The 11,472-nt window shown below is 65.3% G+C and carries 14 protein-coding genes; 9 read left to right on the forward strand and 5 right to left on the reverse strand.

Features of this window, described 5'->3' with window-relative positions:
- Positions 1–2: 2 nt before the first annotated feature.
- From AKN83_RS23890 to AKN83_RS23910, 5 genes are all read left to right on the forward strand, one after another.
- Positions 3–479: a MaoC family dehydratase gene (locus AKN83_RS23890; RefSeq protein ID WP_050406153.1), complete on the forward strand. Its 477-nt coding sequence runs from the start codon at positions 3–5 to the stop codon at positions 477–479.
- The gene (locus tag AKN83_RS23895) at positions 476–2,179 is read left to right on the forward strand and encodes an alpha/beta fold hydrolase (protein ID WP_050406109.1); all 1,704 of its coding nucleotides are present in this window, start codon (positions 476–478) and stop codon (positions 2,177–2,179) included. The genes AKN83_RS23890 and AKN83_RS23895 overlap by 4 nt, the downstream gene beginning before the upstream one ends.
- A complete protein-coding gene (gene phaZ, locus AKN83_RS23900; RefSeq protein ID WP_063695491.1) occupies positions 2,172–3,107 on the forward strand; it encodes a poly(3-hydroxyalkanoate) depolymerase in 936 nt (311 codons plus the stop codon). The genes AKN83_RS23895 and phaZ overlap by 8 nt, the downstream gene beginning before the upstream one ends.
- A gap of 23 nt (positions 3,108–3,130) precedes the next feature.
- On the forward strand, positions 3,131–3,559 hold the full coding sequence (locus AKN83_RS23905) for a phasin family protein (protein WP_050406110.1): 429 nt from the start codon (positions 3,131–3,133) through the stop codon (positions 3,557–3,559).
- Positions 3,560–3,723: 164 nt separating this feature from the next.
- Positions 3,724–4,761, forward strand: a complete 1,038-nt coding sequence (locus AKN83_RS23910) for an acyl-CoA dehydrogenase family protein (protein ID WP_283807402.1) — start codon at positions 3,724–3,726, stop codon at positions 4,759–4,761.
- A gap of 19 nt (positions 4,762–4,780) precedes the next feature.
- Here AKN83_RS23910 and AKN83_RS23915 read toward each other — a convergent pair whose 3' ends face one another.
- Genes AKN83_RS23915 through AKN83_RS23930 form a run of 4 tightly spaced genes read right to left on the reverse strand, consistent with a single transcriptional unit; the run spans position 4,781 to position 7,397 of the window.
- Positions 4,781–6,016, reverse strand: coding sequence for an MFS transporter (locus AKN83_RS23915; protein WP_050406112.1), 1,236 nt, complete (start codon positions 6,014–6,016; stop codon positions 4,781–4,783).
- Entirely contained in the window at positions 6,013–6,342 is a 330-nt protein-coding gene (locus AKN83_RS23920) for a hypothetical protein (protein ID WP_050406113.1), read from the reverse strand. Before AKN83_RS23920 ends, AKN83_RS23915 begins: the two co-directional genes overlap by 4 nt.
- Complete coding sequence (locus AKN83_RS23925; protein ID WP_063695492.1) at positions 6,329–6,904, reverse strand: isochorismatase family protein; 576 nt, start codon at positions 6,902–6,904, stop codon at positions 6,329–6,331. The genes AKN83_RS23920 and AKN83_RS23925 overlap by 14 nt, the downstream gene beginning before the upstream one ends.
- A gap of 40 nt (positions 6,905–6,944) precedes the next feature.
- Entirely contained in the window at positions 6,945–7,397 is a 453-nt protein-coding gene (locus AKN83_RS23930) for a MarR family winged helix-turn-helix transcriptional regulator (protein ID WP_050406115.1), read from the reverse strand.
- Between the two features lie 232 nt (positions 7,398–7,629).
- On the opposite strand from AKN83_RS23930, the gene AKN83_RS23935 reads away from it, so the two are divergent.
- Positions 7,630–8,583 (forward strand): alginate lyase family protein, encoded by a 954-nt coding sequence (locus AKN83_RS23935; RefSeq protein WP_083992192.1) that lies wholly within the window; start codon positions 7,630–7,632, stop codon positions 8,581–8,583.
- A 38-nt stretch (positions 8,584–8,621) separates the two neighbouring features.
- Here the strand turns inward: AKN83_RS23935 and AKN83_RS23940 are convergent, their stop codons facing one another.
- On the reverse strand, positions 8,622–8,903 hold the full coding sequence (locus AKN83_RS23940) for a hypothetical protein (RefSeq protein WP_244522070.1): 282 nt from the start codon (positions 8,901–8,903) through the stop codon (positions 8,622–8,624).
- Positions 8,904–9,175: 272 nt separating this feature from the next.
- Here AKN83_RS23940 and AKN83_RS23945 point away from each other — a divergent pair, with 272 nt between their 5' ends.
- The 3 genes from AKN83_RS23945 (at position 9,176) to AKN83_RS23955 (ending at position 11,471) form a co-directional block, all read left to right on the forward strand.
- Positions 9,176–10,246 (forward strand): sensor histidine kinase, encoded by a 1,071-nt coding sequence (locus AKN83_RS23945; protein ID WP_050406117.1) that lies wholly within the window; start codon positions 9,176–9,178, stop codon positions 10,244–10,246.
- Between the two features lie 46 nt (positions 10,247–10,292).
- Positions 10,293–10,949, forward strand: a complete 657-nt coding sequence (locus AKN83_RS23950; RefSeq protein WP_050406118.1) for a response regulator transcription factor — start codon at positions 10,293–10,295, stop codon at positions 10,947–10,949.
- 159 nt (positions 10,950–11,108) lie between these two features.
- Positions 11,109–11,471 (forward strand): hypothetical protein, encoded by a 363-nt coding sequence (locus tag AKN83_RS23955; protein WP_244522071.1) that lies wholly within the window; start codon positions 11,109–11,111, stop codon positions 11,469–11,471.
- Position 11,472: the final 1 nt, after the last annotated feature.

Consider the following 11,472-nt stretch of genomic DNA (forward strand, 5'->3'; position numbering starts at 1 on the left):
TCATGAGCAACCTCACTTTGGCCGGGCTCGGCGAACACGTCGGAAAGGAGCTCGGGCTTTCCGACTGGGTTGCGATCGATCAGCAGCGCATCGATGATTTTGCGGCCTGCACCGGCGACCATCAATGGATCCACGTCGACGTCGAACGCGCCAAACGGGAGAGCCCGTTCCGCGGTCCGATCGCGCATGGCTATCTGACGCTCGCGATGGTGGCGCCGCTCGCGATGCAGGTCGGCATCATCCCGCGCGATGCCGCGGCCGGACTGAATTACGGGGTCGACAAGGTGCGCTTCCTGGCGCCGGTGCCAGCGGGCACGCGGGTGCGGCTGCGGGTCGTGCTGTCCGGGATCGAGCCGCGGGACGGCGGCCAGGTGATCATGAAAACCCTGAACACGCTGGAGGTCGAAGGCTCCGAAAAGCCGGCGCTGATCGCCGAGACGCTGGCCCTTCTGATTCCGGCGGAGGGAGCAAAGCAATGAGCACGGAAAATCGCGGTCCGGATTCCTCGGCGTCCGACATGTCCGAGGCGGCGTCCAGGAATACGCTGGCGCTCAATCCGCTCGTCGGCATCCAGGGCCAGGACCTCGTCGAGGGCGCCGGTATCCTGTTCAAAGCCGTCATCAACGAGCCGAAGGTCGCGACCGAGCAGTGGCTGTCCTTCGTCGGCGAGCTCGGCTCGATCGCCGCCGGCAAGTCCGATCGCGCACCGAAGGCCGGCGACAAGCGGTTTGCCGATCCGACCTGGAAGGAGAGCTCGCTGCACTCCGGCCTGCTCAAGGCCTATCTGGCGTGGGGCGAGGCGATCAACGGCCTTGTCGACAAGACCAGCCTCAGCGAGATCGACAAGCAGCGCGCGCATCTGATCACGGATATCCTGATCGACGCCGTCGCGCCGACCAACACGATGCTCACCAACCCGGCGGCCGTCCGCAAGTTCATCGACACCGGCGGGCAGAGCCTGTGGAGCGGCCTGAAGAACTATATCGGCGATCTGACGCAGAACCGCGGCATGCCGTCGATGGTGGACATGAACGCGTTCAAAGTCGGCGAGAATCTCGCGACCACGCCGGGCGCGGTGATCTTCCGCAACGAACTGCTCGAGCTGATCCAGTACAAGCCGACGACGCCGACAGTCAGGAAGCGGCCGCTTCTGATCACGCCGCCGCAGATCAACAAGTACTACGCGCTCGATCTCTCGCCGGACAAGAGCATGGTCCGCTTCCTGCTCGAGAGCGGTTTCCAGGTCTTTGCCGTCAGCTGGCGCAACCCCACGGCGGCGCATCGCGATTGGGGGCTCGACACCTATGTCGCCGCGCTCGACGAGGCGGTCGACGCGGCGCGCGAGATTTCCGGCAGCGAAGACATCTCGATGATGGGATCCTGCTCCGGCGGGATCACCTCGACGGCCTATTTCGCGACGCTCGGCAGCGCAACCGAGAAGAAGATCAAGAACCTGGTGCTGGCGGTCTGCCTGCTCGATCCCAATTCGGCCGAGGAGAGCACGTTCGGTTGCCTGATGACACCGGAGACCATGCGCGCGGCGAAGGCCACCTCGCAGCTGCGCGGCATCGTCGACGGCCACGATCTGGCGCGGATGTTCGCCTGGATGCGGCCCAACGACCTGATCTGGAACTACTGGGTCAACAACTATCTGCTCGGCAACCAGCCGCCGGCCTTCGACATCCTGTACTGGAACGCAGATACGACCCGCCTGCCGGCTGGGCTGCATGGCGACTATCTCGACCTCTACTTCTCGAACCCGTTCGCCAACGCCGGCAAGCTGACACTGAACGACAAGACCATCGACATGAGCAAGGTCAAGGCCGACAGCTACGTCGTCGCCGGGGTGACCGACCACATAACGCCGTGGAAAGGTGTCTACAAGACCGCGCAGATCATGGGCGAGGGCACCACCTTCGTGCTGTCGAACAGCGGGCACCTGCAGAGCCTGCTCAACCCGCCGAGCAATCCGAAGGCGTCCTTCATGATCGGGCCGATCTCCAAGGACAAGCCTGATGCGTTCATGGCCTCGGCCGAGAAGCGCAAGGGCAGCTGGTGGCTCGACTGGCGCGACTGGCTGCAGGCGCGCTCGGGCGACGAGGTGGCGGCGCCCGCGACGCTCGGCAGCGCGCGCCATCCATCGCTTGGCGCGGCACCGGGGACCTACGTCTTTGACTGACGATCTCACCAGCACTGGCGAGGCCGCGCAGCGCGGCATGATCGAGACGCGGCAGATCACGATCGACGGCCAGTTGCTTCAGGTCGCGATCAGGCACGGCGGCGGCAGCGGGCCGCCGCTATTGCTGTTCAACGGCATCGGCGCCAATTGGGAGCTGGCGCGGCCGTTCCTCGACGCGCTCACCTCGACCACCGCCATCATCTTCGACGTGCCCGGCGTTGGCGGATCGCCACGGCCGGCGTGGCCTTATCGTCCGTCGACCCTGGCGCGGCTTGCCGCCGGGCTCGTTGCGGAGCTGGGCTACACGGAGGTCGACGTCGCCGGCGTGTCCTGGGGCGGCGGCATCGCGCAGCAATTCGCGCATCAGTTTCCAACGCGCTGCCGCCGCCTGGTGCTGGCCGCGACCGCGCCCGGTTTTACCATGGTGCCGGCAAGTCCGGCGGTGCTGTGGAAGATGGCGACGCCGCGCCGCTACGCCGACAAGGGCTACATGGAAAGCATCGCCGCCGACGTCTATGGCGGGGCGTTTCGTGACGATCCGTCATTGATCGGCCGGCATGCGGCCGCGATGCACGGCGCGCGCAGCATGGGTTACTTCTATCAGCTGCTTGCGATGACCGGCTGGACCAGCCTGCCCTGGCTCTGGTCGTTGCCGCAGCCGACGCTGATTCTGATGGGCCGCGACGATCCGCTCGTCCCTCCGGTCAACGGTCAGATCATGGCGAGCCTGATCCCGAATGCCGAGCTGCGCCTGATCGACGACGGGCACCTGTTCATGGTGACGCGGCCAACGGAAACCGCCGGCCTGATCGAAGCGTTTCTAGCCGACGAGAGCCGTCAGGTCGCATCGTCATCTCTGCTCGCGCGAACGACGAGCTATTTCAGGGATCTCGTTCCTACGTCCGGAGGCGGACGGCAGAAGCCTTAGACACAGCAACCAGGGAGGATATCGTGACCGACAACACCTCTTACATCGACATGCTCAGGAAGTTCGGCAGTGACCTCGGCTTGCCGAAACTGAACGTGGACGAATTGTTGCAGGCGCAGAAGAAGAACCTCGAGGCGCTCGGCCAGAGCGCGAAGGTTGCGGCCCAGGGCGCGCAATCGGTGGCGCAGAAGCAGCGCGAGGTGATCGAGGCGGGCTTGCGCGAGGCCGCGACCTTGGCGCGCGAGTACAAGCCGCTCGGCAAGATTCATGAGAACCTCGCTCTGCAAACCGAATTCGCGCGCAAGGTGTTCGATATCGCGGTCAAGGGCGCGCAGGACAGCGCGTCGACGGCGCGGCAGTCGACCACGGAAGCGGTGAAGATCATCCAGGACCGGATGAAGGAGAATTTCGAGGAGTTCCGCGCCAGCGTCCGCCCGAACAAGCCGACCTGACCTCACGATGAGACGAATCCCGGCAGGCGCGGGTCCTGCCGGGAAAGCGCGATAGGGGCGAAGCATCGCCATGTATCAGGGAGGACACCATGGCCAACGCACACGCGACACGGCCGGCCAGGCCGGATTGAGCGCCGCCGCCGATCAACGGCGACTTCTACGGGATTGCCAGCGTCCTCGACGACAAGGAGCGCGCGCTGCTGCGGCGCGTGCGCGAGTTCACGGAGGGCGTCGTCGCGCCTGTGATCGAGGAATTTTGGAGTCGCGACGAATTTCCGTTCGCGATCATCCCTAAGATGGCCGAGATCGGCATCGGCGGTGTCGGCTACCAGGGTTATGGCGCGGCGGGCGGCAGCTGGCTCTTGAACGGCTTCGTCGCGATGGAGCTGGCGCGGGTCGATTGCTCGGTCGCGACTTTCTGGGGCGTACACACCGGGCTCTCGGCGGGCTCGATCTATCTTTGCGGCGACGAAGCGCAGAAGCAGCGTTGGCTGCCGGCGATGATGCGCTTCGAGAAGATCGGCTCGTTCGGTCTCACCGAACCGCTGGTCGGCTCGGCGACATCGGGCGGCATGCTGACCACCTGCCGGCGCGAGGGCGATGTCTGGATCCTCAACGGCCAGAAGAAGTGGATCGGCAATGCCACCTTCGCCGACATCAACGTGATCTGGGCGCGCGAGGAGGGCTCCAACCAGGTCAAGGGCTTTGTCGTGGCCAAGGACAATCCCGGCTTCGCGGTCGAGAAGATCAAGACCAAGGTGCTGCGCACGACCCGCACGGGGGTGGCATGGTTCGCCGTAGGCTGCGCGATGGGCGCCTATGAGCACGCGTTACGCTATGCGACCGAGCGGCAGCAGTTCGGCAGGCCGATCGGCGGCTTCCAGCTGGTGCAGGATCTCTTGGTCCGCATGCTCGGCAACGTCACCGCGACGCAGGCGATGATGCTGCGGCTCGGACAGATGCAGGACGAAGGCGTGATGCTGGACGAGCACGCCTCGCTGGCCAAGGCGTTCTGCACCGTCAAGTGCCGCGAGACGGTCGGCTATGCGCGCGAGCTGCTCGGCGGCAACGGCATCCTGCTCGAGAACCATATCGGCCGCTTCGTCGCCGACGCCGAGGCGATCGACTCCTACGAGGGCACCCGCGAGATGAACACCCTGATCGTCGGCAAGTCGATCACGGGATTGAGCGCCTTCGTCTGAGGCGTTGCGGGCCGTCCACTCATTCGGCCGGCGGCATGCTGCCGTGTTCGGCCGGGGTATGCGTCCGCGACAGCATGCCCAGGGCGACGATCGCGGCGGCAAAGCCGGCGGCGGCGCCGACGCCGAGTGCCCAGCGCGGGCCGAGGTGATCGGCGACCCAGCCAACGATCGGTGCGCCGATCGGCGTGCCGCCCAGCGCCACACCAAGCCGTAGCGCCATCACGCGTCCGCGCATTGCAGGCTCGGTCGACAGCTGCATCAGCGCGTTCGAGGTGTTGGTGACGGTCAGCGCGGCGACGCCGATCACGACCAGCGCGGCGGCGAACAGCCAATAGTTCGGCGCCAGGGCGGCCAGCGTGCAGCCCAATCCGAAGGTCGCCGATCCTAGCATCAGCGAAGAGAATCGCGGCTGGTCGCGGCTCGCGGCGAGCAGCGCGCCCGACATCGTGCCGAGCGCCATCACCGACGACAGCAGGCCGAAGCCGCGTGCATCGGTGCGGAACACGCCGACCGCCATGGTGGAGATGAAGATCGGAAAGTTCAGTCCGAAGGTGCCGATCAGGAACAGCATGATCAAGGTCGCTCGGAGATCGGGGCGGGACCAGACATAATGGAAACCCTGCATGACGCTGCCCTTGGCGGGATGGGCCCGCGCGTTCGGGCGCAGCTCGGAGGTGCGCAGCAGGGTCAGCGAGGTCAGCACCGCGAGGAACGAAGCGCCGTTGAACAGGAACGCCCAGCCGGTGCCGACGGAGGCGATGATCAGGCCGGCGACGGCGGGGCCGATCATGCGCGCGGCATTGAACGAGGTCGAGTTGAGCGCAATCGCATTCGACAGGTTGGTGTCGCTCACCAGCTCGGCCACGAAGGTCTGGCGCACCGGCGCATCGAGTGCTGCCGCGCAGCCGAACAGGAATGCGAATACATAGACGTGCCAGAGCTGCACCAGTCCGGTGACGGTGAGAATTCCGAGGACCAGCGCGAGCGCGCCCATCGTCGCCTGGGTCGCCATCAGCAGCTTGCGCTGGTTGAAATGATCCGCGGCGAAGCCGCTCCACGGCATCAGCAGCAGCTGCGGGCCGAATTGAAGCGCCATCACGATGCCGACCGCGGATGCGCTATGCTGCGTCAGTTGGGTGAGGACGAGCCAGTCCTGGGCGGCGCGCTGCATCCAGGTGCCGATGTTGGACACCAGCGCGCCGGCCGCCCAGACCCGGTAGTTGAAGCTTACGAGCGATCGAAAGACGCGTCTCATGTTCCCTGTGGTTCGTTCCCGCCGTGAAACCGTCCGAACCGCCGCGCCAGGAACAGGCCGATCGAGAGGCCGCCGAGACCGAGTGCTGCGACGTCGCTGGTGGTTCTCAAGCCGAAGTCGCCGACGCGGCAGATCAGGAGATATCCGACCGCGAGATTGAAGAAGCCCCACACGATGTTGACGGTCGATGACGACAGGCCCTCGCCAGGCGGTTTTGCGAACGGGCTCTGGAACGGCTCACCCATCATGCCGGCGACGACGTGCGGGATCGCGTTGGTGAGGAAGGCGCCACCGAAGAAATAGGCGACGAGGTCAAGCCAGTTCATGCGCGTTGGTCCTTTCAAGCAGATCGATGATGGCCTGCGTCGAGCCGGTTTCGCCGAGTCGCGGAAACACCTGTTCGATACTGTAGGCATGTGCGTTGGGCCGCGCATCGGTCATCGCGTCGGTCGCGAGCGTGACGTTGAAGCCGGCCTCATAGGCCTGCCGCGCCGTCGACTCGACGCCCGTCCCGGTCGCTACGCCGGCGACGACGACCTGCGTGACGCTGCGGGCGCGCAGCTGCTTCTCGAGATCCGTGCTGGCGAACGCGCCCCATGTCCGCTTGGTCACGACGATGTCGCCCGGCCGCCGATCGAGCTCCGGAATCAGCTCGGTCCAGCCATCCGGAAATGGTCCGCTGTGGCGCGGCCGCTCGGTTCGTCCCGGTGCCGTGCCGTCGACATTGACCAGCACGATCGGCAGTCCACGCCGTCGAAACGCATTGATGAGGGCGCAGGCGCGCGCCACGACGTCTTCGAACGGGTGCACGAAGGGCGCGCCGACGAGCCCTGATTGTAGGTCGACGACAATGAGGGCGGTGATCGGATCGAGCGTCGTCAGAGCCATGATCGTTTCCCTTCTCGCGATTGGCGCGGCGCGGCCGGCATCAATCTGCGATCAGCCGTTTCAGCAGGCCGACGGCGGCGGCGAGTTCATCCTGCTCTCGCGCCGACAGCCGCGCAGCAATGGTGCGCGACAGCCAGTCCTGCCGCGCGGCACGGCCGTTGCGCAGCCGCTCGCGGCAGCTATCGGTAAGCGACATGATGGTCTGGCGGCCGTCGTCCGGATCGGGCGCGCCGCGGACCAGCCCCGCGGCCTCGAGCGCCGCTATCGCCGAGCTCATCGATTGCGGCCGCATGCCTTCCGAGCGCGCCAGGCTCGACACGGTCGCGGGGCCGTCCTTTTCGAGGCGCAGCAGCACCGCGACCTGGGACGGCGGAAGATCCTCGCGCTGACCCTGCTCGCGCAGCCGTCGCTTCAGCGTTCCGATCAACAGGCGAAGGTCTTCGGCGAGCGCGGATGTACGCGCCGAGCCGGTGCGGGCCACTGCATTGTTCATGTTGGTGAGAATGACATATGTACAGGTAAACTGTAAAGATAATCTTCGCAGATTACCTTCATATTCCCGTGATCGTCGGTGCGGTGACCGGACGATCTGAACGGCGCCTGAACTCGGCCCCGGAGCGCATCACATTAGATTTTGTTGTCTTCGTGCGCGCGGTTGTCGATGACTGCGCTTGCGCTCACAACGTGGCGTGTCGTCCCGCGGTGGCTCGCGGAGTTTGTTTGGAATGAAGTTTGATGTTCGTTTCACGGCGATCGGCGTGTCGATCGTCCTTGCTTGCCTGGCACAGCCGGCAGCGGCCCGGACCTGCGAGGCGCCGCCGGCGCTGACCTCGGTCGATCCACCCGGCTTCTACCAGAATGCCGGCGGTTACGCGGAGGCGATCAAGCCGCTGCACGCGTTCATTGCGCAGGTCAACAAGGCCGCCGATGAACGCGACCAGGATTGCGTGCTGGACCTGCTCGCAAGCTGGGCGAGAGGACATGCGCTGCTCACGATCGGGGCGAATTACCAGAGCGATTTCGAGCGCTCCTGGGCAGGGACCGATTTCGCGCTCGCGTTGCTGCGCTTCCCCAGCACATCGACGAAGGCGGATCATCGATTCCAGGAGATCAAGCCGTGGCTGATCCGGATTGCCGAGGAAACGCGCGATGCCGATCGCATCAACCACCTCGGCGACAATCTGGTCTATTGGGCCGGGCTCGATCTGATGTCGATCGGCACCCTGACTGATCGGGGCGATCTGGTCGATGCCGGTATGTCCCGGGCGCGCCAGGGCATCCGGGACATCGGCGTCCACGGCGAATTGCAACGCGAGCTGAAGCGCGGCGAGCGCGCGCTGCACTATCACAACTTCGCGCTGATCCCGCTGGTATTCTGCGCCGAGCTCGCGAGCCGCCGGAAGATCGATCTCTACGCGGAGAACAATGGAGCGATCCGTCGGCTCGCCGACCTGATCGTTCGTGCGGTGCAGGACGAGCGCGGCTTCGGCGCGCTCACCAACGTTCCGCAGCAGCTCTTCCCCTGGACGTTTCAGGGAGACCTTGCCTGGATGGAGCCGTATTACGCCCGGTTTCACGATCCGCGCTTGCCGCCAATTCTCGGCCCCAGGAGGCCCTTTAACAATCCGAGGCTGGGCGGCAACGTGACGGCAAGCTGGGGCGCGCCCTTGCCGGACTGAGCGTCGTCGGGAGATGCGCAGTACCTCGACGACACGAGCTACTCGCTCTCGCTGGTCGCCGGTGTCGCGTACATGTCCCGTGCGCGCCGGGTCACGGCCGCATAGCGCGCGGTCGCGCTGAGGCTCATCAGGCCGGCGCGCACCAGCCCGAGGATGGCACGGCGCGAGTGGAACGGGCCGGTCTTGCTCGCGGCATATCCGCGCGGGTAGAGCTGCAGGCGTCCGGCCAGCGCTTCCTGCAATGCCAGCTTCTGGGTCGCGCTCAGGCGCCGGCGCCGCGCAGGCTTCTCCGCTTCCGCCCGCATGAGCTCGATACCCAACGATTTCCGTGGCGCGGCCTTCATTGTCAGCTCACACTCCGGCCGACTGGCGCGACCTTCCGCGAGGTCCGGCGGCCGGCCGGCATCGCCATGGACGCCGGCACGTGGCACATCATGGCTTGCGCTGTTGCTCATTCGCGAGACAGAACCGCATTTCGAGCGGCAGGGGCATCTGACCAAAGTCAGGATTAGTTGTGACGAAAGTCATATTCGTTTGCGGCCGCTGCCGGCTTACGCCAGAGTGGGCTGCTCGCTGAGTTGATGGGCAACGCATGATCGATCTGAGCGCGGATTTGCTTGCGGCCACAGGAGCTGACGTCATCGGTCTCGCCGTCATCGGTGCCGATCGAAGCATGCAGCGCAAGATCGGCCGGCTGGTCGAATGGCTTCCCGCCATCGGCGTCGATTGCTGCGAATGCATGCTGCTGGTCGGCATGGAGGCCGAGCTGGCGGCGCTGGCTCGCGGCCAGCGGGACATCATCGCATTGGCCGGTGTTCGCGGTGCCTCGCCGGGGATAGCTCAGCCGATGACGGCGGTCGTGCTGTGGAATGACGCGCAGTCGCATTACTTCGTCATCGCCATGCCGGACTTCGCCGGGCGTCAGGTCGAAACGCTGCTCGGCAGCGAGCGCCGAGCCCGGCGCCTGATGGAGCAGCAGCTCGAGGCGGCCAGCGCCGAGGTGCGTTTTGCCTCGCTGGCGCGGACGCGGCTGCGGCTGGCGCGCGATCTGCACGATACGCTGGTGCATTCGATCGTGGCGCTGCTGACCCAGATCCGGCTGATCAGGCATTATCTGACAGCCGATCCCGCGCGCGTGGCGGACAGCCTTGCGACGGCGGAAGACGCCGCGGCGACCGGGCTCGCGCGTGCCCGCGAGGCGATCGATCGCCTGCGCACGCCCGACGATTTGAAGCTTGATCCCGACGTCGAGGGAATGCTCAGTGACTTCGCCGCGCGCAGTGGCGTCAGGGTGTCGATCCAGATCGACGACGAGGCGCGTCCCGGCTTGCGCGATTGCGGCTTGACGGTTCAACGCATCCTCAGCGAGGCATTGCGCAACGTTCAGGCCCATGCGATGGCGCGCCGTGTCTCCTTTCACGCCTTCGAAGCGCCGGCCGCGGTCGGTCGCAAGCTCGTCGTCGAGATCCGCGACGACGGCCGCGGCTTCGATCTCGCGGTGCCTACTCCCGGACATTTCGGATTGATCGGGATGACCGAATTTGCTGAACTCGTCGGCGGAAGCTGCGCGGTGGAGAGCGCGCCCGGACAGGGAACGCTGGTCCGGATATCGCTCCCCGTTGCGGTGCCGCCGGCAGCATCTGCCGGCCTGCTGGCCGATTGATGTCGTTGCCGCGCATTCGAGACTTTCGAGAGGATGACGGAAGCCCGTGAGCAGAATTGAGAAGGTGCGGGTGCTGATCGCCGAGGATCAGACCCTGATCAGGGAAGGTATCGCCACACTGCTTGCCCAGCAGAACGACGATTTCGAGATCCTTCCGGGTGCGTCCGACGGCGAGCAGGCCATCGAGTTCGCGCGGCGTTATCGGCCGGACGTGATCCTGATGGACCTGCAGATGCCGCGCGTCGACGGCATCGCGGCGACCCAGCGGATTCTCCGCGAACTGCCGCAGACCCATATCGTCGTGCTGACGACATTCGAGACCAACGATCTGATCTTCGAGGCGGTCAGCGCCGGCGCCAAGGCGTATCTGCTGAAGGACGCCAGGATGGAGGAGATCGCCTCAACCATCCGCGCGGTGATCAACGGCCAGTCCGGGCTGTCGCCAAGCGTCGCCGCGCGCATCCTCGACGAGTTCAAGCGGCTGCGCGGCCCGCGCGTCTCGGCGAAGCTGCCGGTTCGCGACGGCCTGACGGCACGGGAGAATGAAATTCTCACGCTGATCGTCGAGGGCAAGAGCAACACCGAGATCGGCGAGCGGCTGCATTTGGCCGAGGGCACGGTGAAGAACTATGTCAGCACCATTCTGGAGAAATGCCAGGTCAAGAACCGTACGGAACTCGCAATAAAGGCAATAACTTACTAGAAATAATTGCCCCCAATCGCACACCATGCGGTTGATCTGGCTGAGATTGCTCGCCTTTCTCTGGGCCGCGCCGACAAAATTGGCTATAGGATTGTTTCGGATTTGCTTTTTGACACGGCAGGTCCGGATTGCGCGGCTTTGACTAAACAGGGAATGACCATGAAGGGTATCGAGCGCCAGACCAAGGATAGCGATGGACTGGCAAACGCGGCGGCCGGCAACGGCGCGGATGCCGCGGCGCATGGCATGGCGACGATCGATCAGGTCCGCGATCTCCTGTTTGGCGGCGCGCAACGTTCGCTCGAGACCAATCTCTCGGGTCTGCGCGAGGAGATGCAGGCTTCGCTGAAGCAGATGCAGGCGGACTTCACCAACGAGCTCACCGCGCTGCAGGCGCGGCTCTCCGACCTCGAACGCGATACCGAGCAGAAGCGCCTCGACTCGCTGAAGGATGTCGGTGCGGCCATCACCCAACTCGGCGCTGCCATCAGCGGATTGGGATCCGGCCGCACGGGCAAATAGC

Origin of the sequence: Bradyrhizobium embrapense, from assembly GCF_001189235.2 — a bacterium.
Taxonomy (GTDB): domain Bacteria; phylum Pseudomonadota; class Alphaproteobacteria; order Rhizobiales; family Xanthobacteraceae; genus Bradyrhizobium; species Bradyrhizobium embrapense.

Coding starts and splice junctions, on each gene's coding strand:
- AKN83_RS23945 (WP_050406117.1), top strand. CDS start 9,176: ATGATCGATCTGAGCGCGGATTTGCTTGCGGCCACAGGAGCTGACGTC.
- AKN83_RS23935 (WP_083992192.1), top strand. CDS start 7,630: ATGAAGTTTGATGTTCGTTTCACGGCGATCGGCGTGTCGATCGTCCTT.
- AKN83_RS23915 (WP_050406112.1), bottom strand. CDS start 6,016: ATGAGACGCGTCTTTCGATCGCTCGTAAGCTTCAACTACCGGGTCTGG.
- AKN83_RS23920 (WP_050406113.1), bottom strand. CDS start 6,342: ATGAACTGGCTTGACCTCGTCGCCTATTTCTTCGGTGGCGCCTTCCTC.
- AKN83_RS23930 (WP_050406115.1), bottom strand. CDS start 7,397: ATGAACAATGCAGTGGCCCGCACCGGCTCGGCGCGTACATCCGCGCTC.
- AKN83_RS23955 (WP_244522071.1), top strand. CDS start 11,109: ATGAAGGGTATCGAGCGCCAGACCAAGGATAGCGATGGACTGGCAAAC.
- AKN83_RS23925 (WP_063695492.1), bottom strand. CDS start 6,904: ATGGCTCTGACGACGCTCGATCCGATCACCGCCCTCATTGTCGTCGAC.
- AKN83_RS23890 (WP_050406153.1), top strand. CDS start 3: ATGAGCAACCTCACTTTGGCCGGGCTCGGCGAACACGTCGGAAAGGAG.
- AKN83_RS23895 (WP_050406109.1), top strand. CDS start 476: ATGAGCACGGAAAATCGCGGTCCGGATTCCTCGGCGTCCGACATGTCC.